Genomic DNA, 23,159 nt, shown 5'->3' with positions numbered 1-23,159 from the left:
CCCGGCGCGGCGCGGCGCTCCCCGCGAGGCGCCGCCTAGAACGGCTCGAAGTCGTCGAACTCCCGCTGCGCCTCGTCCCGTTCGGCCTGCCGGTCGCGCCTGCGCTGCGCGGCGGGCCGCGCCTCGTCGAGCCGGTGGTCCTCGCCGCGGCGGCCGAGCATCTCGGCACCGGCCATGACGGACGGCTCCCAGTCGAAGACGACCGCGTTCTCCTCGGGTCCGATGGCGACGCCGTCGCCGGACCGCGCGCCGGCCTTCATCAGGGCCTCTTCGACACCGAGCCGGTTGAGCCGGTCCGCGAGGTAGCCGACCGCCTCGTCGTTGTTGAAGTCGGTCTGCCGCACCCACCGCTCGGGCTTCTCGCCCCGGACGCGGAACAGCGGCTCGCCGCCGACCTCTTCGCGCGTGACGGTGAAGCCCGTGTCGTCGACGGCCTTCGGGCGGATGACGATCCGGGTCGCCTCCTCCTTCGGCCGGGCGGCCCGCGCCGAGGCGACCAGCTCGGCCAGCGCGTACGACAGCTCCTTCAGCCCGATGTGCGCCACCGCCGACACCTCGAAGACGCGGTAGCCGCGCGCCTCCAGGTCGGGCCGCACCATCTCGGCCAGGTCCCGGCCGTCCGGCACGTCGACCTTGTTGAGGACGACGAGCCGCGGGCGGTTGTCGAGACCGCCGTACTGCCGCAGCTCCTCCTCGATGACGTCGAGGTCGGAGAGCGGGTCGCGCTCGGACTCCAGCGTCGCCGTGTCGAGCACGTGCACCAGCACGCTGCACCGCTCCACGTGGCGCAGGAACTCCAGCCCGAGCCCCTTGCCCTGGCTGGCCCCGGGGATGAGCCCCGGCACGTCGGCGACCGTGTAGACGGTCGAACCGGCCGTCACCACGCCGAGGTTCGGGACGAGCGTCGTGAAGGGGTAGTCGGCGATCTTCGGCTTGGCGGCGCTCAGCACGGAGATCAGCGAGGACTTGCCGGCGCTCGGGTACCCGACCAGCGCCACGTCGGCGACGGTCTTCAGCTCCAGCACGACGTCCCGCACGTCACCGGGCTCGCCCAGCAGCGCGAAACCGGGCGCCTTGCGCCGCGCGGAGGCGAGCGCCGCGTTGCCGAGCCCGCCCCGGCCGCCCTGCGCGGCGATGTACGACGTGCCGTGCCCGACCAGGTCGGCGAGCACGTTGCCCGCCTTGTCGAGCACCACGGTCCCGTCGGGCACGGTCAGGACCAGGTCCTGGCCGTCCTTGCCGGACCGGTGGCCGCCCTCGCCGGGCTTGCCGTTGGTGGCCTTGCGGTGCGGGGAGTGGTGGTATTCGAGGAGGGTCGTCACGGACTGGTCGACGGTGAGGATCACGTCGCCGCCGCGTCCGCCGTTGCCGCCGTCCGGGCCGCCGAGCGGCTTGAACTTCTCACGGTGGACGGAGGCACAGCCGTGGCCTCCGTTACCCGCGGCGACGTGCAGCTCGACGCGGTCCACGAAGGTGGTCATGGTGGGGTGCCTCCAGAGACGTAAAAGAGTGTTTCCTGCTTAACACGCGAAAGGCGGACCCGCCTTCCCGACCGGGAAGTGAGGTCCGCCTCGCGAACGTGCGTGGTCGGCCCGGTCAGGCGACCGGAACGATGTTCACGACCTTGCGGCCACGGCTGGTGCCGAACTCCACGGCACCGGCCTGCAGCGCGAACAGCGTGTCGTCGCCGCCGCGGCCGACGCCCGCACCCGGGTGGAAGTGGGTGCCGCGCTGGCGGACCAGGATCTCACCGGCGCTGACGACCTGACCGCCGAAGCGCTTCACGCCGAGGCGCTGAGCGTTGGAGTCACGACCGTTACGGGTGGACGATGCGCCCTTCTTGTGTGCCATCTCTCCTCAGTCCCTTACTTCGCAGCCGCGGGGATCTCAGTGACCTTGATCGCCGTGTACTGCTGGCGGTGGCCCTGACGACGGCGGTAGCCGGTCTTGTTCTTGTAGCGCAGAATGTCGATCTTCTGGCCCTTGTGGTGGTCCACGACCTCGGCCTGGACCTTGATGCCGGCCAGCACCCACGGGTCGCTGGTCACGGAGTCGCCGTCAACGACGAGCAGGGTCGAGAGCTCGACCGTGTCGCCAACCTTGGCAGTGGAAATCTTGTCAACCTCAACGATGTCGCCGACAGCAACCTTGTGCTGGCGACCACCGCTGCGCACGATGGCGTACACGCGGACTCACTCTCTTCGCTCGGGGAACGGCACCCCCGCAGGCCAGCCGCCCGGCATGCGGACGGCCTCTCCTGGGCGCCCGGCGCCCGGGAGGATGAGGTTTACGGGGATGTGGCGCGTCAAGGGACACGCCGACCGACGGTCAAGGTTACGGGCCCGCGGCCGAGGGGGTCAAACCGGGCCGGGGTCCGCGGGTGTGCGACCGGTCACGCCGGCCGCGGGTGCGCGGCCGGCGACCCGGCCGCGGCCCGGGGCGTACGCGCGCACCCGTGTGCCCGCGTACGCCCCGGCGGGCGTCAGCCCTCGTCCGTGGCGGCCGCGACGGACGGTGCGCTCTGCTGCGCCGCCGCGGTCTTCCTGGACGTCGTCTTCTTGGCCGCCGCCTTGGTGGCGGTCTTGGCGGCCGTCTTGGTGGCCGTCTTGGTGGCCGTCTTGGTGGCCGTCTTCGCCGCCTTCTTGGCCGTCGCCTTCTTGACGGCGGTCTTCTTCGCCGCCGTCTTCTTGGTGGCGGCCTTCTTGGCCGTGGCCTTCTTCGCCGTCTTGCGGGCCGCCGCCTTCTTGGCCGGAGCCTCGGCCGCCTCGTCGTCGGCACCGCCCTCGGCGGGCGCCGCCTCGGCCGGGGCCTCGGAGGTCTCCGCGGACACCGGGGTCTGCGGGGTCTCCTCGGCCGGTTCGGCGGCCGGAGCGGCCTCCTGGACGGGCTCCTCGGCCCGGCCGCGCTCGCCCTTGTCGTCCGCCGGGGCCGACGGGACGACCAGGACGGCCGCCTCCTCGGACGCGGTGGGCGCGGTGGGCTTGCGCACGGCGCGGCGGCGCGGGCGGGCCGGGGCGGCGCTCGGCGCGGGCGCCTCGGCCGTCTCGGCCTGCTCCGCCGGGGCCTCCTCGGCCTGCGCCGGGGCGGCGGCGGGCTCGGCGACCGTCACCACGGCGGCCTCGGCCCCCGCCGGCGAACCGGCCGGAGCGGACACCTTGCGGACGGCCCGCCGCCGGGTACGGCCCTTCGGCGCGGCCTCGTCGGCGGCCGGAGCCGCGGCGGGGGCGGCCTCGGGAGCCTCCGGGGCGACGGCCTCGGCCTGGGCCTCGGCCTCCGGCGCCTCGACGACCGGGTCCTCGACGGCGACCGGCTCGGCGTGCGCCTCGGCGGCCGGCTCCGGCCGCACCGGGCGCGCGGCCTCCTCCTCGGCGGTGACGTCCTGAGCCGTCGGCGCCGCGGCGCGGGTCTCCTCGGCCCTCGCCGTCCCGCCCCTCGGCGCGCCCGCCGGAGCGGACGCCCGGCGGCTGGTCCGGCGCCGCGAACGCCCGCGGGAGGCCGCGGCCTCCGCCTCGGCGGCGCTGCTGTACAGCTCCTCGTCGGGAGCGAAGTCGGGTGCCGGGAGCGCGACCGGCTCGGCCACCTCCGCGACGACCTCGGCCTCGGTCTCCGCCTCCTCCTCGGCGGTCTCGACGGCCGCCTCGTGCTCGTGCGGCTGCTCGGCGGCACCGGCACGGGCGCGCTTCTTGCGCTTGCCGCCGCCACCGGCGGAGCTCGGCTGCTCCATGTGGACGATGACACCGCGGCCGTTGCAGTGGACGCAGGTCTCGGAGAACGACTCCAGCAGGCCCTGGCCGACCCGCTTGCGGGTCATCTGCACGAGCCCCAGCGAGGTCACCTCGGCGACCTGGTGCTTCGTGCGGTCCCGGCCCAGGCACTCCAGCAGGCGCCGCAGCACCAGGTCCCGGTTGGACTCCAGCACCATGTCGATGAAGTCGATCACGATGATGCCGCCGAGGTCGCGCAGCCGCAGCTGGCGCACGATCTCCTCGGCCGCCTCCAGGTTGTTCCTGGTGACCGTCTCCTCCAGGTTGCCGCCCTGGCCGGTGAACTTGCCGGTGTTGACGTCGATGACGACCATCGCCTCGGTCCGGTCGATCACCAGCGAACCGCCGCTGGGCAGCCAGACCTTGCGGTCCAGCGCCTTGGCGAGCTGCTCGTCGATCCGGTACGTGGCGAAGACGTCGACCTCGGAGGTCCACCGCTGCAGCCGCTCCGCGAGGTCCGGCGCGACGTGCGAGACGTACCCGTGGATGGTCTGCCAGGCCTCGTCACCGCTGACGATGACCTTGGAGAAGTCCTCGTTGAAGATGTCGCGCACGACCCGGACGGTCATGTCCGGCTCGCCGTACAGCAGCGTCGGCGCGTTGCCGTTCTTGGCCTTCTTCTGGATCTCCTCCCACTGCGCCTGGAGCCGCTCGACGTCACGGCGCAGCTCGTCCTCGCTCGCGCCCTCGGCGGCGGTGCGCACGATGACGCCCGCGTCCTCGGGGACGATCTTCTTGAGGATCGTCTTCAGCCGGGACCGCTCGGTGTCGGGCAGCTTGCGGCTGATGCCGGTCATCGAACCCTCGGGCACGTACACGAGGTAGCGGCCCGGCAGGGAGACCTGGCTGGTCAGGCGAGCGCCCTTGTGACCGATCGGGTCCTTGGTGACCTGGACGAGGACCGACTGGCCCGACTTCAGGGCGGACTCGATGCGGCGCGGCCCGTTGGCCATGCCGAGGGCCTCGAAGTTGACCTCGCCGGCGTACAGGACGGCGTTGCGGCCCTTGCCGATGTCGATGAAGGCGGCCTCCATCGAGGGCAGCACGTTCTGCACCTTGCCGAGGTAGACGTTCCCGACGTACGAGACCGCCTGCTCCTTGTTGACGTAGTGCTCGACGAGGACGTTGTCCTCCAGGACGCCGATCTGCGTGCGGTCGCCGTGCTGGCGGACGACCATCACGCGCTCGACGGCCTCGCGGCGGGCCAGGAACTCGGCCTCGGTGATGATCGGGACGCGGCGGCGGCCCTGCTCGCGGCCTTCCCGGCGGCGCTGCTTCTTGGCCTCCAGGCGGGTCGAGCCCTTGATGGACTGCACCTCGTCGGACGGCTCGGCGGCCTTGCGGGGCTCGCGGACCTTGACGACGGTGCGCTCGGGGTCGTCGGCGGAGGGCTCGGCCTCCGGGCCCGCGTCACCGGCGCGGCGACGCCGGCGGCGACGGCGGCGGCTGCTGCTGGACCCGGCGCCGGCGCCCTGGTCGTCGCGGTCCTCGCCCGTCTCGTCGTCCTCGGTGTCCTCTTCGACCTGCTCGGCGGTGTCCTCGGCGTCCTGGGCGACCTGCTCGGCGGCGACCCGCTCGGTCTCGTCGTCGGACTCGTCGCCGTCGGTGTCGCCGTCGGCGTTCTCGCCGCGCCGGCGGCGGCGGCCGCCACGGCGACGGCGGCGGCGCGACCCGCTGCCCTCGGTCTCGTCCTGCTCGTCGCCCGCCTGGTCCTCGGCGGCCTCCTCGGCCTCGTCCGCCTCGTCCTCGACGGAGGTGTCGGCCTCGGGCTCCCGGGCCTCGGGCTCGGCGGTCCGGGCCTCGGGCTCGTCACCGGCGCCCCGGCGCCGACGGCGGCGGCGCGTCCCGGCGGGCTGCTCCTCCGGGAACTCCTCGGTCTCGTCGGGCTCCTCCGCACCGGCGGCCTCCGCCGCGGCTTCGGCGGCGGCCCGCTCCGGCGTCTGGAACCTCGGCTCGGTGAACACCGGCGGCTGGAACACCGCGACGGCCGGGCGGGCCGGACGCGGCGCCTCGCCCTCGGCGGCGGGCCGCGCGGGCTCGGAGAAGCCGGTGGCGGCCCGGCGCACGGCGCGGCGGCGCGCACGGCGCGGGGCGGCGTCCTCGCCGGACGCCTGGGCGGCGGGGGCCTCGGTCGCCGGGGTCCCGGTCACTCGGGTGTCGGTCACGGGGGTGTCGGTCACGGGGGTGTTCGCCTCCTCGGCGGACGAGGAGGTCGCGGCGGACGGCGCGGCGGTTTCGGCGGACGCCGGGGCGGTGCCGGCCTGCGCGGACGCGGCGGCGTCAGCGCCTTCGGCGGTCTCGGCACCGGCGGGCGCGGACACCCGGCGCGTCGCCCGGCGACGGGTCCTGCGCGGAGCGGCCTCCTCACCGGACTCACCCGGCTCCACGGCCTGCGCGGCCTCGGCGGTCTGCGCGGCCTCGGCGGCGGCCACCGGCTCCCGCGCCCCGGCACCGGCGACGGCAGCCGGAGCCTCGGCGGACCCGGCCGCGGGCTCGTCGGTCTCAGCGGTCTCCGCGGTCCCGGTCGGCTCGGGCGCACCGGCGGGCGCGGACACCCGGCGCGTCGCCCGGCGACGGGTCCTGCGCGGAGCGGCCTCCTCACCGGACTCACCCGGCTCCACGGCCTGCGCGGCCTCGGCGGTCTGCGCGGCCTCGGCGGCGGCCACCGGCTCCCGCGCCTCGCCGCTCGCGACGGCGGCCGGGGTCTCGGTGGACCCGGCGGCCTCGGCCGGCGAGGTCACGCTGCGCGTGGCACGGCGCCGGGTACGCCGGGGAGTGGCGGCTTCGGCGGACTCGGCGGCGGCAGGCGCGGCGGTACCGGTCTCCTGCGGGGCCTGCGCGTCGGACGCGGCGGCCGTGCTCACCGGCACGACGGTCTCCGCCGCCTCCGCGGCGGCCGGCGATCCGGCGGGCGCGGACGCACGGCGGACCACCCGGCGGCGCCGGCGGCCGGCGGGCGCACCGTCGGCCTGGTCGTCCTTCTCCTCGGCCGTCGGGGCCTGGACGGCCTCTCCGGCCTGGGCGTCCGCCGCGACGGTCGCCTGGGTCTCCTCGGTCGCCTCGGCCTCGTCCGTCTCGGCGAGGGCTTCGGCGGACTGCGCGGCCGGTATGGCCGGCGTCACGGTCTCCACCGGAGCGTCCGAGGAGGCCGCGGGCGGACCCGCCGGGCGGGACGCGGCACGCCGCCGCCGGCGCGGCGGCAGGGTGTCGCTCGGAGTGTTCTGGTCGGAACCCTGAGTGGGTTCGGTCGGCTCGAGCATGCGGGCATTTCTCCCGTCAGGCTCCCGGGCGCCGCGCCTGGTCCGGCGATGCCGGTGACGTCCGCGGCTCGCGCGATGCGCGGCTGCCGCCGTCCGGGGCGCGGGCGCCGCTCGGGAGCTCTCTGTGTCCTGTCTCGCCGGTTCCGTACGCCGAATGCGCACGGCCTGGCGAAAGTCTTCTGGTGGGTGCGCTGCCCGACCCAGGTGGCTCCCGAGTTCGAGGGCGGCGCTACGACGCCCGTCCCTACGCGGGACCTTCCTTACGCCGGTGCCGTCGCGGCGGCAGTGGCGCCGGCCGTGTGCGGCTCGGTCGCTGCTGCCTCGCGGTCGGGCGCGAGCGGGTCGGTCACCGTGCCGGTCTCTTCATCGAACAGCCCCTGCGCCAGCCTGGTCACCGCTGCGGGGACCGGCGGCGCCAGGTCGGCCACGGCGCTGAGACCGGACAGGACGTCGTCGGGTCGTACGGCAGGCGTCACGTGCCGAACAACCAGCCGCAGTATCGCACAGGGCTGGTCGGTCGGCCTATCAGCCCGCGAACCGTGCGTTTCCGAGGCGTCGAGGCTTTCCAGGCTCACGACGGCGGGCCGGGCGTCGAAGGTGCGCACGCCGTTCTTGGTCAGGCGCTGCACCTCGACGGTCCCGGCCGCGTTGAAGGCCTGCACCGCGCGGTGGGCCTCGGCCGGGTCCACGCCGTCCAGCCGCAGCTCCCAGACGGAGGCCGTCAGCCGGTCGGCGAGCCCGGAGGTCCGGGCCTCGACCGCCTCGATCACGTCGAGCCCGGCGGGCAGCGACTCGTCGAGGAGGACCCGCAACTGCTCCGGGTCACGCGGCTCGGTGAGCGCGATCTCCAGATACTCCGCCTCACTGCCCGTGCCGGTGGGTGCGGCATTGGCGTACGACACCTTCGGGTGCGGCGTGAACCCCGCCGAGTAGGCCATCGGCACCTCGGCGCGGCGCAGCGCACGCTCGAAGGCGCGCTGGAAGTCACGGTGGCTGGTGAACCGGAGGCGGCCGCGCTTGGTGTAGCGCAGTCGGATGCGCTGCACCGCGGGTGCGGGCGGCGGGCCTTCGGGCTGTCGCTTGCCCAGTGTCCTAGTCCTTCGTGAGAGCGGTCGTACTGCTACCAAGAGTACGTGTCCCGCGGCCGACAGGTTCCCGCCGGTCCGCGATCCGACGTCCTGCGGGTTCCCCGAAGAGCGTCCGGCTCACGTCCGCGCGGATCTGCCGGGCCGTCTCCCGGGCGGCGGCCAGGGCCTGCCGGACGGCCCGTCCCGCGCCGCGCGCGGCCTCGGCGGCGGGCCGCAGGACCGCGTCCCGGACGACGTGCCCGACGGGGGTCAGCACGCTGCGGTACACCCGTCGCGCCGGTTCCACGAGGATCCACCGGAAGAGGGTCGCGAGGAACCGCCCCACGGCGAGCGAGAGGTGCCCCGCGATACGCCACGCGTGCCCCAGGGCGTCCCGGACCTCCCGTCCCACGACGCCGAGCACGCGGCCCACGGGCGCGAGGACCCAGCGCCACACGGCGAGCGCCGGCAGCACGAACAGGATCCGGGCGGTCCGGTACAGCGCGGCACCGACCCCGGTGATCAAGGCGCTCACCAGCCACGCGATCCCCCGCGCGCACCACACGGCCGCCCGCCCGACCGGCGCGAGGACCCACGTGTACAGCCACCGCGCCGGTACAACGACCAGGTGCCGCACGAGCCACGCCACGGCCGTGTAAGCGCCCAGGCCGAGCGCGGCGAGAACGGCGCCGGTCCCCTTGAGGACCCACAGCAGCGCGTGCCCCGGGGGCGTGAGCACGTGCGCGTACACCCACGCCAGCGCGGCGCCGACGCCCCGCCCGGCCCGCACCAGGGCGCGCCCGGCGGGCGTCAGCACGGAGCGGTGGAGCCACCCGGCGGGTACGACGACGAGCACGTGCCCGAGCCGGGCCAGTACCGTGCCGGCGGGCACGACGACGTACCGCCAGAGCCCCGTGAACGGCAGGACGAGGACCGCCCGGCCGAGCCACAGCAGGGCACGCCCCAGCGGCCTGAGCAGCGTGTCGACGAGGAACCGCCCGGTCACGACGAGCGCGTCCCACACCATCCGCACCGGCACGACCAGCACGAGGACCACGATCCGCACCGGAACGCGGATCGCGGCGGTCAGGCACCCCTCGGGCGAGCCGTGCGGCTCGCCGCCTCCGGGGCGTGCGGGACGGCCGGCGGACGGTTTCTGCAGATCCATACCGTCGTAGACGCCTCGGCGGCCCGTCCGGATCCCGGGCCGCGCCGTCGGGTCCGCTCGTCCACGACGTCCCCCCGGAGCCGCCGCCTAGGGCACCCGCAATTCCGCCGAGATCCGCTTCCCGGTCCCGTGCGGCGTGACGGTCAGCCGCGCGCTGAGGGCCTGGGTGATCTCCAGGCCGTGTCCACCGACGCGCGCGCCGTCGCGCGGCTTGACCTGGGGCAGCGCCCCGGAGGTGTCGAAGACGCCGATCCGCAGCCACGTGCCGTCGGCCGACATCTCCAGGAGCATCCCGCAGGGGCCGGGAGCATGCCGTATCACGTTGGTGACCAGTTCGCTGACCACCAACTGCGCGTCCTGCAGGAACCGATCGGGTATATCACGAGGACCGGAGTCACGGACGCGGACGAGGAAGTCGTGGGTGGCTCTCCGTGCCTCGGCGACGGTGAGCGTGCGACTGTCCCAGGTGGCACTCCACCTGAGCTCGCCGTGTCCGCGTGGCCCTCGTTCATCCGGCGCCTGCTTCCTAAGCGGGATGACCATGGGATACGCCCTATTTGTTCGCTCTTGTGAATTCTGGGCTGATCTTCTGCCCCTCGCTTACCCTCGCCCACGCGCCTTAGGCCGTTCAAGGCCCGTATCGGTGACCACACGGGCGGGCCGAATGACCTACAGGAAGGCAGGAAGGTACGCGAAGCGGACGAGCGGGCCGCGGCCGGCCTCCGCCGTCCCCGGGGGCCGTCCGCCGTGCGGCGAGGCGGCCGGTGGGGAGCACGGTGACGCGTGCGGTCGGCCACCGGATGCCGGTCGAGCCCCCTCCCCGGCGGGGGGAGAGGGCTCGATCGGCCGTGCGGTCGCCCGGCGGGCGGGAACGTGCGGCAGCCGCACTCAGTGCGTGTGCCCGCTCGGTGCCGGTGCCGCGTTCTTCACCGTCAGCGGCAGCAGCTTCTTCCCGGTCGGGCCGATCTGGATGTGCGTGTCCATCTGCGGGCAGACACCGCAGTCGAAGCACGGCGTCCAGCGGCAGTCCTCGACCTCCGTCTCGTCGAGGGCGTCCTGCCAGTCCTCCCAGAGCCAGTCCTTGTCCAGGCCGGAGTCGAGGTGGTCCCAGGGGAGGACCTCCTCGTAGGTGCGCTCGCGGGTGGTGTACCAGTCGACGTCGACGCCGAAGGGCGCGAGCGCCTTGTCGGCGCACTGCATCCAGCGGTCGTACGAGAAGTGCTCGCGCCAGCCGTCGAAGCGGCCGCCGTCCTCGTAGACCGCCCGGATGACCGCGCCGATGCGGCGGTCGCCGCGGGAGAGCAGGCCCTCGACGATGCCGGGCTTGCCGTCGTGGTAGCGGAAACCGATGGAGCGGCCGTACTTCTTGTCGCCGCGGATCTTGTCGCGCAGCTTGGCCAGGCGCGCGTCGGTCTCCTCGGCCGAGAGCTGCGGCGCCCACTGGAACGGGGTGTGGGGCTTGGGGACGAAGCCGCCGATCGAGACGGTGCAGCGGATGTCGTTGGAGCCGGAGACCTCGCGGCCCTTCTGGATCACGCGGGTCGCCATGTCGGCGATCTGCAGGACGTCGTCGTCGGTCTCGGTCGGCAGGCCGCACATGAAGTACAGCTTCACCTGGCGCCAGCCGTTGCCGTAGGCCGTCGCGACGGTCCGGATGAGGTCCTCCTCCGAGACCATCTTGTTGATGACCTTGCGGATGCGCTCCGAGCCGCCCTCGGGCGCGAAGGTCAGACCCGAGCGGCGGCCGTTGCGGGTGAGCTCGTTGGCCAGGTCGATGTTGAAGGCGTCGACGCGGGTGGAGGGCAGCGAGAGGCCGATCTTGTCGTCCGTGTAGCGGTCCGCGAGGCCCTTGGCGATGTCGCCGATCTCGGAGTGGTCCGCGGAGGAGAGCGACAGCAGGCCGACCTCCTCGAAGCCGGTCGCCTTGAGGCCCTTCTCGACCATGTCGCCGATGCCGGTGATGGAGCGCTCGCGCACCGGGCGGGTGATCATGCCCGCCTGGCAGAAGCGGCAGCCGCGGGTGCAGCCGCGGAAGATCTCCACCGACATGCGCTCGTGGACCGTCTCGGCGAGCGGCACCAGCGGCTGCTTCGGGTACGGCCACTCGTCGAGGTCCATGACGGTGTGCTTCGACACGCGCCAGGGAACGCCCGACCTGTTGGGGACCACACGGGCGATCCGGCCGTCCGGCAGGTACTCGACGTCGTAGAAGCCCGGGACGTACACCCCGCCCGTCTTCGCGAGGCGGAAGAGGACCTCCTCGCGGCCGCCGGGCCGGCCCTGCGCCTTCCACTCGCGGACGATCCGCGTCATGTCCAGCACGGCCTGCTCGCCGTCGCCGATGACCGCCGCGTCGATGAAGTCCGCGATCGGCTCCGGGTTGAAGGCCGCGTGACCGCCGGCCAGCACGATCGGGTCGTCGACGGTGCGGTCCCGGGACTCCAGCGGGATGCCGGCCAGGTCCAGGGCGGTGAGCATGTTCGTGTAGCCGAGCTCCGTGGAGAAGCTCAGGCCCAGTACGTCGAAGGCCTTCACCGGGCGGTGGCTGTCCACCGTGAACTGCGGGACGCCGTGCTCCCGCATCAGCGCCTCCAGGTCCGGCCACACGCTGTAGGTGCGCTCGGCGAGGACGCCGTCCTGCTCGTTCAGGACCTCGTAGAGGATCATGACGCCCTGGTTGGGCAGTCCGACCTCGTAGGCGTCCGGGTACATCAGGGCCCAGCGCACGTCACAGGAGTCCCAGTCCTTGACCGTGGAGTTGAGCTCTCCGCCGACGTACTGGATCGGCTTCTGCACATGCGGGAGCAGTGCTTCGAGCTGTGGGAACACAGACTCGGCGGCTTCGGCAGGCATCTCGCGCAACCTTCGTGTGCTGACAGGGGTGACCATCTAGCCTAACGCGGCCGGAGAGGTCCCCCGTACCTCACAGCGCGGCCCGCTCCTCCACCGCCCGCCACGCCCGCGGCAGCCGCGCCTCGGCCTCCCGCGCGCGCTGCTCCTCGCGCTCGTGGAGCACCCCGTACGCGAAGGCGCTCTCGCCCGCCGCGTGCGCCCGGCCGGCCAGCTCGCGCAGCGCCTCGCGGGCCATCACGCTGTCCTGGTGGTCGCCGAGGAGGGACTGGAGCGACTTCGCCGGCGCCACCAGGGCGGCGGCGCGCTCGCCGAGCGCCGGGGCGGCCGCCTCCGCCGCGTAGCGGGCGCGCTTGGCCTGCTTGCGGGCCTCGTGCAGGGCGAGGTCGCGGTCCTGCCCCGGCGGCAGCGCCAGGGCCCGCTCGACGCGCGCGGCCAGCCGCCGGACCTCCTTCCGCACGGCCTTGGCGAGGACCTTCTCGGGCCGGCCGGAGGCGGCCTTCCGCAGCGGCGGTGCGCCGGTCAGGGCGTCCAGCGCGTCCAGCAGCGCCAGGTACCGCCCGCCGTCGAGCACGGCGATCAGGCGGCCGCGGGACCCCTCGGTGCGCTCCGCCGACCAGCCGCGCAGGCGGGCGCGCACGGGGCCGGTGGACACGGTGCCCGGCAGCGTGTCCAGGGCGGCGGTCAGGCGGTCGGTGAGCACCTCCTGGTCGCGGACGGCGCCCAGTTCGCCGGCCAGCCACTTCAGTTCCCCGCCGACCGGGTCGGTCGCGGCCCGGTCGAGCACCGCGGCGTAGGAGCGCAGGGCGCTGCGCAGCCGGCGGGTGGCCACGCGCATGCCGTGCACGGCGTCGTGCAGGTCCCGCCGCACGGCCGGGTCCAGCTCGACGATCGCGTCCCGCTGGGCCCGGACGTACGCCAGGACGTGGTCGCCGGCCGTGACGGGACCGCCGGGCCGGGCCTGCGGCGCCGGGCGCCCGTCGTCGGTGCGCGTGCCCGGCCCGGAGCCTGTGCGGCGGTGCCCGGGTGCCGTCTCCGCCAGGGCCCGGGCCAGCTTGGAGGGGGACGCCGACGGCCGGGCGCCCGCCGCGCGGAGCCGCTGCTCCACGGTGTCGAGGAAGGCCGGGTCCGCGTCGTCGGCGAGTTCGACCTCGATCTCGGTCCAGCGTGCGGTGCCGCCGTCGCCGGTGAGCCGGTCGGCGCGGACGGTGTCGAGGCTGACCTCGGCGAGCAGCCGGCCGTCCGCGTCGACGAGGTGGCGGACGTCGCGGTCGGACCGCAGCCGGACGACGGGCAGCAGGTCGGCGCCGCGCACGCGGGAGCGGACCAGCCCGGCGAGGTCGCCGGGGACGGTGTCGGAGAGCGGGGCGCGGATCTCGTCCCGCACGTCGGGCGCGACGGGGAGCTTGAGGTGCCAGCCCGCGTCGGAGCCGCCGGTGCGGCGGCGCAGGGTGACGGAGGCGGCGGCCAGGCGGGTGTCGGCGGTGTCGTAGTAGGTCGCGTCGAGGTGGACGAGGCCCTGGTCGAGGACGGCGGCGACGCCCGCGACGCCCGCCAGGTCGGGCAGCCGGCCGTCCTCGGACGCGTACTTCCGCTCGATCTCGCGCTTGGTGTCCGCCATGGGGCCGAATCTAGCCGGGCCGGGGGCCGGGCGGCAGGGGCCGCCCGGCCCCGCTCACGCCGACATCGGCCGTTGCACCCGGATCGACTGGAGCAGCCCGACCGCTATCCACACGGCGAACATCGACGATCCGCCGTAGGAGACGAAGGGCAGCGGCAGGCCGGTGACCGGCATGATGCCGAGGGTCATGCCGATGTTCTCGAAGGTCTGGAAGGCGAACCAGGCGACGATGCCGGCGGAGACGATCGTGCCGTACAGGTCGCTGGTCTCCCGGGCGATGCGGCAGGCCCGCCACAGGACGACGCCGAGCAGCACGATGATCAAGCCGCCGCCGATGAAGCCGAGCTCCTCCCCGGCCACCGTGAAGACGAAGTCCGTCTGCTGCTCGGGCACGAACTGGCCGGTGGTCTGCGAGCCCTTGAAGAGGCCCGAGCCGGTCAGGCCGCCGGAGCCGATGGCGATGCGGGCCTGGTTGGTGTTGTAGCCGACGCCCGCCGGGTCGAGCTCGGGGTTGGCGAAGGCGGCGAAGCGGTTGATCTGGTACTCGTCGAGCACGCCGAGCTGCCAGACGGTGAGCGCGCCGGCCAGGCCCGCGCCGAGCAGTCCGAAGACCCACCGGTTGGAGGCCCCGGAGGCGAGCAGCACACCGAGCACGATGACGACCATGACCATGACCGACCCGAGGTCGGGCATGAGCATCACGATCAGCATGGGCACGACGGCCAGGCCGAGGGCCTGCACGACGGTGCGGTGGTCGGGGTACTGCTTGTCGCCCGCGTCCACCCGGGCCGCCAGCAGCATCGCCATGCCCAGGATGATCGTGACCTTGACGAACTCCGAGGGCTGGAGCGAGAAGCCGCCGCCGATCTGGATCCACGAGTGGGCGCCGTTGATCGTGGAGCCGAGCGGGGTGAGCACCAGCAGGATCAGGAAGACCGACAGGCCGTACAGGAACGGCACGGCCGTGCGCAGGGTGCGGTGGCCGACCCAGACCGTGCCGGCCATCAGGGCGAACCCGATCCCGGTGTTCAGCAGGTGCCGCACCAGGAAGTAGTACGGGTCGCCCTGGTTGAGCTCGGTGCGGTTGCGGGTCGCCGAGTAGACGAGGAGCGAACCGATCAGCGACAGGGCCGCCGCCGACAGCAGTATCGGCCAGTCCAGTCGGCGGGCCACCGAGTCGCGTGCGAGGATCCGCGTCCAGCCGGAGCGCTCGGGGCCGTACCCGGAGACCTGGAAGCTGTTCACGCCGCCGGTCATGTGGGCATCCTCCGGCTTCCCCGCCCGCGCCGCCGCCTTCGGGTGTCACGGTTCTCCGGCGACGGCGGCGCCGCCGTGGCCGCCGGCTGCGTGCTCGCCGGGGCGTTCTCGTCCTTCTTCTCGGCCCGCTGGTCCTTGGCCGGGTCCTTGGAGATCTTCGGGGCGGTGATGGTGCCGTCCGTCCTGACCTTCGGCAGGCTCTTCTGCGGGGTGGGCAGCAGGGCCTTCTTCTCGTCGATCTCCCCTTCCGGGGAGACGCCGTACAGCGCGTTGTAGATGTTGCGGACGGCCGGGCCCGAGGCGCCGGAGCCGGTGCCGCCCTGGGAGATCGTCATGACGATCGCGTAGTCGTCGGTGTAGGTGGCGAACCACGAGGTGGTCTGCTTGCCGTAGACCTCCGCCGTACCCGTCTTGGCGTGCATCGGGATCTCGTCCTGCGGCCAGCCGCCGAACCGCCAGGCGGCCGTACCGCGGGTGGCGACTCCCGCGAGGGCTTCGTCTATCTCGTCGCGGGTCTTCTTCGTCATCGGCAGCTTGCCGCGGGCCTGCGGCTTGATCGGCGTGACCTGCTTGCCGTCGGCGCTGAGGATCGCCTTGCCGACGGTGGGGGTGTAGAGCGTGCCGCCGTTGGAGATGGCCGCGTAGATGGTGGCCATCTGGATGGGGGTGACGAGGGTGTCGCCCTGGCCGATGGAGTAGTTGACGGAGTCACCGGCGCGCAGGCGGTTGCCTTCGAGGCAGTTCTCGTAGGCGATGCGCTGGGCGTAGTCGCCGTCCTTCTTGCCGGTCTTGCACCAGGCGTCCTTGTTGGCCTTCCAGTAGTCCAGCTTCCACTGGCGGTCGGGGACGCGGCCGGTGACCTCGTTGGGCAGGTCGATGCCGGTCTCCTTGCCGAGGCCGAACTGGTGGGCGGTCTTGTAGAACCAGTCGTTGGCGTTCTTCTTCGGCTTGGTGCCGCCGTCGCGCTTCCACTCCTCGTGGGAGAGCGCGTAGAAGACGGTGTCGCAGGAGACCTCGAGCGCGCGGCCGAGGCTGATCGCGCCGTGGTTCTGGGACTCGAAGTTCTTGAAGACCTGGCCGCCGATGGAGTACGAACTGGAGCAGTTGTAGGGGCCGTTGAAGGAGTAGCCGGCGTTGACCGCGGCGGCGGTCGGGATCACCTTGAAGATGGAGCCGGGCGCCGACTGGCCCTGGATCGCGCGGTTGAGCAGCGGGTAGTTGGACTTCTTGCCGGTGAGCGCGGCGTAGTCCTTGGCGCTGATGCCGCCCACCCAGGCGTTGGGGTCGTAGGTCGGGTTGGACGCCATGGCGACGACCCGGCCGGTCCTGGCCTCCATGACGACGACGGCGCCGGAGTCGGCCTTGTAGGTGGTGCCGGTGTTGCGGTCGTGCTCCAGGCGGGCCGCCTTCATCGCCTCGTTCAGCTCGTACTCGGCGACCCGCTGGACGCGGGCGTCGATGCTGGTGACGAGGTTGTCGCCGGGCTGGGCCGGGTCGGCCTCCGCCTGGCCGATGACGCGGCCGAGGTTGTCGACCTCGTAGCGGGTGACGCCCGCCTTGCCGCGCAGCTCCTTGTCGTACTCGCGTTCCAGGCCGGAGCGGCCGACCTGGTCGGAGCGCAGGTACGGCGAGTCGGTGTCCTGCGCCTTCTGCAGCTCCTCGTCGGTGACGGGCGAGAGGTAGCCGAGGACCTGGGCCGTGTTGGCCTTGCCGGGGGCCGGGTAGCGGCGCACGGCCTGGGGTTCGGCGGTGATGCCGGGGAAGTCCTCGGCGCGCTCGCGGATCTGCAGGGCCTGCTTGGGGGTGGCCTCGTCGGTGATGGGGATCGGCTGGTACGGCGAGCCGTTCCAGCAGGGCTGCGGCGTCTTGGCGTCGCACAGCCGGACCTTGTCCATCACGTCCTTGGGCGTCATGCCCAGCACGCCGGCGAGTTTGGTGAGGACGGCCTTGCCGTCGTCCTTCATCTTCAGCAGGTCGGTGCGCGAGGCGGAGACGACCAGCCGGGTCTCGTTGTCGGCGAGGGCCACTCCGCGCGCGTCCAGGATCGAGCCGCGCACGGCGGGCTGCACGACCTGCTGGACGTGGTTGCCGGAGGCCTCCTTGGCGTACTCGGCGCCCTGGCGGATCTGCAGGTACCACAGGCGTCCGCCGAGGGTGCCGAGCAGGGAGAGGACGAGGACCTGGATGACGACGAGCCGGATCTGGACCCGTGGACTTCGCCCGGTCTCGGGAATGTTGGTCACTGCGGCTGCCTCCCCCTCTCAGTGCGTGGACGAGTGTGCGAATGCGGGTGGTGCGAGGACGGGTACTGCGACTGCGGGTACTGCGACTTCAAGTGCCGCGACTTCGGGTGCCGCGCTTTCGGGTCCTGCTCCTGCAAGTGCCGCGGCTTCGGGCGCCGCGCATACGGGCGCTGCGTCCACGGGCGCTGCCGGAAGGACCGGCGCGGGAACGGGCGGCACCTGAGCGGAGGGCTCCTGGACCGGCGCCGCGTCCGTGCGTCCGGCGGACGGGCACCCGCGTACGACGGATGAACGGCGGGGCCGCGGCCCGGGGTTCCTCCCGGCCTCACCCGTCCGGGTGAAACTGCCTGCGGTCACAGCCGCTTGACCCCCTTGATGCGCCCGGCGCGCGCCACCCGTGCCCGGGCCGCCTTCACCTTGAGCCCGTTGCGCTGGCCGCCGATCCGCAGGCCGGTGCCGCCGGAGAGCCATCCGGAGGAGATGTCGGCGGCCTTGGCGGAGGTGCTCTCGGCGAGCGGGTCGTTCTCGGCGCGCCGGGCCAGGGCCATCACGCCGGGCACCACGAACGGGGCGAGCAGCAGGTCGTACAGGGCGGCCGTGAAGAGCAGACCGCCCAGGCCCACGTGGCGGGCGGCGGTGTCGCCGACCAGGGCGCCGACCCCGGCGTACAGCAGGGTCGAGCCGATGGCCGCGGCGACCACCACGACCATGGGGCCGGTGGCCGACTTGACCTGGCCGCTCTCGGGTTTGACGAGGCCGGCGAGGTAGCCGATGACGCACAGCACCAGGGCGTAGCGGCCGGCCGCGTGGTCGGCGGGCGGGGCGAGGTCGGCGAGCAGTCCGGCGCCGAAGCCGACGAGGGCGCCGCCGACGTGCCCGTACACCAGCGCGAGGCCGAGGACGGTGAGCAGCAGTATGTCGGGGACGGCGCCCGGGAGGTGGAGGCGGGCGAGGACGCTCACCTGGATCACCAGGGCGACGACGACCAGCGACGAGGAGAGCAGGATCCGGTTGACGCGCATGGGCTGACAGCTCCTACTGCTCTTGCTGGGTCTGGCCGCCGGCGGACCGGTCCTGGCCGTCGGCGGACGCCCCGGGGTCTTGCGCGCCCGGGGTCACGGTGACGGTCACGGTCGGCCGGGGGGTCGGCTTGGGCTTGGCGGGGAGCACCGTGTCGCGCGGGTCCTTCTCGGGGGCCCGGACGACGACGCCGACGATGTCGAGCTTGGTGAAGCTGACGAACGGCGTGACGTACAGGGTCCGGGTCAGGTCGCCGCCGGAGGGGTCGACGCGGGAGACGATGCCGACGGGCACGCCGGGCACGAACGGCTTGTCGGCCTGCGATCCGAAGGTGACCAGCCGGTCGCCCTTCTTCACCTCGGCCTTGCCGTTGAGGAGTTCGACGCGCAGCGGGCGGTCGCCCTGCCCGGAGGCGAAGCCGAGTTCGTCGCTGCCCTCCATCCGGGTGCCGACGGTGAAGTCGGGGTCGCTGGCGAGCAGCACGGTCGCGGTGTCGGGCCCGACCGTGGTCACGCGCCCCACCAGTCCGTCGCCGTTGAGGACGGTCATGTCGCGCTTGATGCCGTCGTTGACGCCGACGTCGATGGTGATGGTCCAGGAGAAGCCCTGCGCGGCTCCTATGGCGATGACCTGGGCGCCCTTGATGCCGTACTGGCCCTGGCCGGCGGTCTTCAGCATCGCGTCGAGCTGCTTGAGGCGGCTGCGGCTGCGGTCGTCGCTGCCGAGGCGGGCCTTGAGGGCGGCGTTCTCCCGCTCCAGCCGGGCGAGCCGGTCGTGCCGCTCGCCGGAGTCCCGGATCGCGGAGACGGCGTTGCCGATGGGATCGACCGCGGTGGACACCCCGTTCTCGATCGGGCCGAAGACCGTGGCCGCGGCCCGCCGGGCACCGTCGACCGGTGAATCCTCCCCGCCGCGGATGTCCACCGTGATCAGCGCGAACGCGATGGCGATCAGCAGCACCAGGAGCAGCCGGCTCTCTCGTGTGTCCCTCACGTGCGGCGGCCGTGCCTTCCTCGTCGAGAACGGGTATGAGGTGTCGGGGTGTTCAGATGTGCGTGCGGGATCGGAGCCCGTCGTGGGGGGAGCTCACCATGGAGGGAGCATATGCCTCCATACCAACGGTCCGCCGTACGAGAGGAGTCCATCCCGTACGGCGGAACCGAAGAGTTACCTCATCTGCGCGGCTGGGCGTCCAGCACCTGCTGCAGCGCCTCGAACTCCTCGACGCACTTGCCGGAGCCCAGCGCCACGCTGTCCAGCGGGTCCTCGGCGATGTGGATCGGCATGCCGGTCTCGCGGCGCAGCCGCTCGTCGAGCCCGCGCAGCAGCGCCCCGCCGCCGGTCAGCACGATTCCCCGGTCCATGATGTCGCCGGACAGCTCCGGCGGGCACTTGTCGAGGGTCGTCTTGACGGCGTCGACGATGGCGTTGACGGGTTCTTCGATCGCCTTGCGCACCTCGGCGGCGGAGATGACGACGGTCTTCGGCAGCCCGGAGACGAGGTCCCGGCCGCGGATCTCGGTGTGCTCGTCGGTGTCGAGGTCGTACGCCGAGCCGATCGTGATCTTGATCTGTTCGGCCGTCCGCTCACCCAGCAGGAGGGAGTACTCCTTCTTGATGTGCTGGATGATCGCGTTGTCCAGTTCGTCGCCCGCCACCCGGATGGACTGGGCGGTGACGATGCCGCCGAGGGAGATGACCGCGACCTCCGTGGTGCCGCCGCCGATGTCGACCACCATGTTGCCCGTGGCCTCGTGGACCGGCAGGCCGGAGCCGATGGCCGCGGCCATGGGCTCCTCGATGATGTGCACCTGGCGGGCGCCGGCCTGGGACGACGCCTCGATGACGGCGCGGCGCTCGACGCCGGTGATGCCCGAGGGCACACAGACCACGACCCGCGGGCGAGCCAGGTAGCGCCGCTTGTGGATCTTCAGGATGAAGTAGCGGAGCATCCGCTCGGTGATCTCGAAGTCGGCGATGACGCCGTCCTTCAGCGGGCGTACGGCCACGATGTTGCCGGGCGTGCGCCCGATCATCTTCTTCGCTTCGGCACCGACCGCGAGGATGCCACCGGTGTTGGTGTTGATCGCGACGACGGACGGCTCGTTGAGTACGATCCCGCGACCCCTGACGTACACCAGCGTGTTGGCGGTCCCGAGGTCGACAGCCATGTCACGGCCGATGAACGACATTGAGTTCCCCATCAGGATTCGTCTGGCCTTCCCGTGAGCTTTTGAGGGCTTTTCAGGTCGGCGTGGTGGGTGCTGTGACGTGCTGGCATCCATCGTAGACGCGCCTGCACGAACACTGCGGGAGGGTCTCCGCCATTGTCAGCAGATGCCGCACGGGTCCGCTTCTGGAGACGGGCGTTCGGGGACAGTCGTTCCCTCGATCGCCACGGCATATGCCAGAAGTCCGGGGGCAGTCGGGCCACCGGACTTCCGCCGCCGACGGACGCTACGCGCGCCCGGGGAAGAAGATCTTGACCTCGCGCTCCGCGGACTCCTCCGAGTCCGAGGCGTGGATCAGGTTCTCGCGGACGATGACGCCGTAGTCACCGCGGATGGAGCCGGGCTGCGCGGCGATCGGGTCGGTGGGGCCGGCCAGCTGCCGCACGCCCTCGATGACCCGCTCGCCCTCGACGATCATCGCCACGACCGGGCCGGAGGACATGAAGGCCACCAGCGGCTCGTAGAAGGGCTTGCCCTTGTGCTCGCCGTAGTGCTGCTCCAGCGTCTCCTGGTCCAGCGTGCGCAGCTCCAGCGCGGTGATCTGCCAGCCGGCCTTGCGCTCGATGCGGCTGATGATCTCGCCGGTCAGGCCGCGACGGACGGCGTCGGGCTTGAGGAGGACGAGGGTGCGCTGGCTCACGACGGGACTCCTTGGAATCAAAGGTGGTGCGGGAGCACGAGAGTACCGGGCGTCCCCGCGCACCTGTTACGCAGCGTCAGGCTGGTCGGCCTGGGCGGCGAATCTGGCCTTCGCCTCGTCCACCTTCCTCCCGAAGTGCACCGAAGCCCACCACAGCACGGCGAACAGCGCCCCCATGAAGAACATCATCGGGACGAAGACGCCGGAGGCGATCAGCGCGATCTGCAGGGCCCAGCCGAGGGCGACCCCGCCGGGCCGGGTGACCAGGCCGCACAGCACCACCGACAGGAACATGGCGACGCCGCACACCGTCCACACCGTGGCCGTGGACAGGTCCGGGTCCTTCATCGCGACGAGCCCGGCGAAGCCGATGATGAAGAACTCGCCGATCAGGGTCGAGGAACAGAGCGTACGCATGGTGGGACCTCAGCCCTTTCCCAGGAGCAGTCGGGCCTCGCCGACGGTGATGACGGAGCCGGTCACGAGCACGCCGCCGCCGGCGAACTCGCCCTCCTCCTCGGCGAGCGTGATGGCGGCCTCCAGCGCGTCGGGCAGCCGCGGCTCGACCTGGACGCGGTCCTCCCCGAACACCTCGACGGCGATCGCGGCGAGCTCGTCGGCGTCCATCGCGCGGTGGCTGGAGTTCTGTGTGACGACGACCTCGGCGAAGACCGGCTCGAAGGCCTCCAGCAGCCCCCGGACGTTCTTGTCGCCGCTGGCGCCGACGACCCCGACGAGCCGGCTGAACTGGAAGGCCTCCCCGATCGCCTCGGCGGTGGCCCGCGCGCCCGCCGGGTTGTGGGCGGCGTCCAGCACGACGGTGGGCGAGCGCCGGACGACCTCCAGCCGCCCGGGCGAGGCGACGGAGGCGAACGCCTTGCGCACGGTGTCGGCGTCGAGCTGTCCGGCCCGCTGCGCGCCGACGCCGAAGAACGCCTCGACGGCGGCGAGCGCGACGGCCGCGTTGTGCGCCTGGTAGGCGCCGTGCAGGGGCAGGTAGATGTCGGTGTACTCGCCGCCCAGGCCGCGCAGGGTCAGCACCTGTCCGCCGACGGCGACCTGCCGCGCGACGACCCCGAACTCCAGCCCTTCGCGGGCCACGGTGGCGTCGGCCTCCACGGCCTTCTTCAGCAGCACCTGCGCCGCGTCGACCGGCTGCTGGGCCATGATCACGGTCGCGCCCCGTTTGATGATCCCGGCCTTCTCGGTCGCGATCTCGCCGGTCGTCGACCCGAGCCGGTCGGTGTGGTCCAGGTCGATGGGCGTGACGACGGCGACGTCCCCGTCGATCACGTTGGTGGCGTCCCAGCTGCCGCCCATGCCGACCTCGACGACGGCGACGTCCACGGGCGCGTCGGCGAACGCGGCGTACGCCATGCCGGTGAGCACCTCGAAGAAGGACAGCCGGTACTCCTGCTGCCCGTCGACCATCTCCACGTACGGCTGGACGTCCCGGTACGTCTCGACGAACCGCTCGGCCGGGATCGGCGCGCCGTCCAGGCTGATGCGCTCGGTGATGGACTGCACGTGCGGCGAGGTGTACCGGCCGGTGCGCAGCTCGAAGGCGCCGAGCAGGGCCTCGATCATGCGGGCGGTGGAGGTCTTGCCGTTGGTCCCGGTGATGTGGACCGACGGGTACGACCGCTGCGGCTCGCCGAGCACGTCCATCAGCGCGGCGATCCGGCTGACGGAGGGCTCCAGCTTGGTCTCGCCCCAGCGGGTCGCGAGCTCCGCCTCGACCTCGCGCAGGGCCGCGTCCACCTCGGGGTCCTCGGGCCGGGCGGGCACGTCGGCCTGGGGCGGGCCGCCCTGGGTGCGCAGGGTGCGGCTGCCGGCCTCGATGACCGCGAGGTCGGGGTCGCGGGTGGTCTCCTCGGAGATGATCTCGTCGAAGGAGTCGAGGGGGTCGGGCTGGTCGTCGGTGCCGGGGATGTCGCTCACGCCGCCCAGTCTACGGAGCGTCGGTGACGAAGGCGGGGGCGGCTCGGGCCGCGGTGCGGGTACGGCTCGTCGCGCGGTTCCCCGCGCCCGGTGAGGG

The 23,159-nt window shown here is 72.9% G+C and carries 17 protein-coding genes; all 17 read right to left on the bottom strand.

Annotated features, from left to right (window positions below):
• Positions 1-35 precede the first annotated feature (35 nt).
• The 17 genes from obgE to ACIF8T_RS01645 all read right to left on the bottom strand — a co-directional run bounded on the left by obgE (position 36) and on the right by ACIF8T_RS01645 (position 23,062).
• On the bottom strand, positions 36-1,481 hold the full coding sequence (gene obgE / locus ACIF8T_RS01725) for a GTPase ObgE (protein ID WP_400030040.1): 1,446 nt from the start codon (positions 1,479-1,481) through the stop codon (positions 36-38).
• Positions 1,482-1,596: 115 nt separating this feature from the next.
• Positions 1,597-1,851, bottom strand: a complete 255-nt coding sequence (gene rpmA, locus ACIF8T_RS01720; protein ID WP_004988181.1) for a 50S ribosomal protein L27 — start codon at positions 1,849-1,851, stop codon at positions 1,597-1,599.
• Positions 1,852-1,865: 14 nt separating this feature from the next.
• The gene (gene rplU, locus ACIF8T_RS01715; protein WP_006132815.1) at positions 1,866-2,186 is read right to left on the bottom strand and encodes a 50S ribosomal protein L21; all 321 of its coding nucleotides are present in this window, start codon (positions 2,184-2,186) and stop codon (positions 1,866-1,868) included.
• A 296-nt stretch (positions 2,187-2,482) separates the two neighbouring features.
• Complete coding sequence (locus ACIF8T_RS01710) at positions 2,483-7,024, bottom strand: ribonuclease E/G (protein ID WP_400030038.1); 4,542 nt, start codon at positions 7,022-7,024, stop codon at positions 2,483-2,485.
• A gap of 260 nt (positions 7,025-7,284) precedes the next feature.
• Positions 7,285-8,070, bottom strand: coding sequence for a TIGR03936 family radical SAM-associated protein (locus ACIF8T_RS01705; protein WP_400030036.1), 786 nt, complete (start codon positions 8,068-8,070; stop codon positions 7,285-7,287).
• 46 nt (positions 8,071-8,116) lie between these two features.
• Complete coding sequence (locus ACIF8T_RS01700) at positions 8,117-9,259, bottom strand: hypothetical protein (protein ID WP_400030034.1); 1,143 nt, start codon at positions 9,257-9,259, stop codon at positions 8,117-8,119.
• A gap of 87 nt (positions 9,260-9,346) precedes the next feature.
• The gene (locus ACIF8T_RS01695; protein ID WP_400030032.1) at positions 9,347-9,802 is read right to left on the bottom strand and encodes an ATP-binding protein; all 456 of its coding nucleotides are present in this window, start codon (positions 9,800-9,802) and stop codon (positions 9,347-9,349) included.
• A 345-nt stretch (positions 9,803-10,147) separates the two neighbouring features.
• Positions 10,148-12,112 carry a TIGR03960 family B12-binding radical SAM protein gene (locus ACIF8T_RS01690; protein ID WP_400030030.1) on the bottom strand — a complete coding sequence of 655 codons (1,965 nt, stop codon included), beginning with the start codon at positions 12,110-12,112 and terminating at the stop codon, positions 10,148-10,150.
• Positions 12,113-12,182: 70 nt separating this feature from the next.
• The gene (locus ACIF8T_RS01685) at positions 12,183-13,730 is read right to left on the bottom strand and encodes a CHAD domain-containing protein (protein WP_400030028.1); all 1,548 of its coding nucleotides are present in this window, start codon (positions 13,728-13,730) and stop codon (positions 12,183-12,185) included.
• Between the two features lie 54 nt (positions 13,731-13,784).
• Positions 13,785-14,987: a rod shape-determining protein RodA gene (gene rodA, locus ACIF8T_RS01680; RefSeq protein WP_400030026.1), complete on the bottom strand. Its 1,203-nt coding sequence runs from the start codon at positions 14,985-14,987 to the stop codon at positions 13,785-13,787.
• Positions 14,984-17,230, bottom strand: coding sequence for a penicillin-binding protein 2 (gene mrdA, locus ACIF8T_RS01675; protein ID WP_400030024.1), 2,247 nt, complete (start codon positions 17,228-17,230; stop codon positions 14,984-14,986). Before mrdA ends, rodA begins: the two co-directional genes overlap by 4 nt.
• A 353-nt stretch (positions 17,231-17,583) precedes the next feature.
• Positions 17,584-18,252 carry a rod shape-determining protein MreD gene (gene mreD / locus ACIF8T_RS01670; RefSeq protein WP_400030022.1) on the bottom strand — a complete coding sequence of 223 codons (669 nt, stop codon included), beginning with the start codon at positions 18,250-18,252 and terminating at the stop codon, positions 17,584-17,586.
• Between the two features lie 13 nt (positions 18,253-18,265).
• Positions 18,266-19,243 carry a rod shape-determining protein MreC gene (gene mreC / locus ACIF8T_RS01665; RefSeq protein WP_400030020.1) on the bottom strand — a complete coding sequence of 326 codons (978 nt, stop codon included), beginning with the start codon at positions 19,241-19,243 and terminating at the stop codon, positions 18,266-18,268.
• Between the two features lie 179 nt (positions 19,244-19,422).
• The gene (locus ACIF8T_RS01660; protein ID WP_006133575.1) at positions 19,423-20,442 is read right to left on the bottom strand and encodes a rod shape-determining protein; all 1,020 of its coding nucleotides are present in this window, start codon (positions 20,440-20,442) and stop codon (positions 19,423-19,425) included.
• Between the two features lie 265 nt (positions 20,443-20,707).
• On the bottom strand, positions 20,708-21,121 hold the full coding sequence (gene ndk / locus ACIF8T_RS01655) for a nucleoside-diphosphate kinase (protein WP_400030018.1): 414 nt from the start codon (positions 21,119-21,121) through the stop codon (positions 20,708-20,710).
• Between the two features lie 66 nt (positions 21,122-21,187).
• Entirely contained in the window at positions 21,188-21,538 is a 351-nt protein-coding gene (locus ACIF8T_RS01650; RefSeq protein WP_400030016.1) for a DUF4233 domain-containing protein, read from the bottom strand.
• A 9-nt stretch (positions 21,539-21,547) separates the two neighbouring features.
• Positions 21,548-23,062, bottom strand: a complete 1,515-nt coding sequence (locus ACIF8T_RS01645) for a bifunctional folylpolyglutamate synthase/dihydrofolate synthase (protein ID WP_400030014.1) — start codon at positions 23,060-23,062, stop codon at positions 21,548-21,550.
• Positions 23,063-23,159 lie beyond the last annotated feature (97 nt).

The sequence above is a fragment of the Streptomyces sp. NPDC085946 genome, assembly GCF_044540485.1.
Classification (GTDB): domain Bacteria; phylum Actinomycetota; class Actinomycetes; order Streptomycetales; family Streptomycetaceae; genus Streptomyces.
Note: the sequence above shows the minus strand (reverse complement) of the source record. Positions and strands in the feature narration are given on the sequence as shown.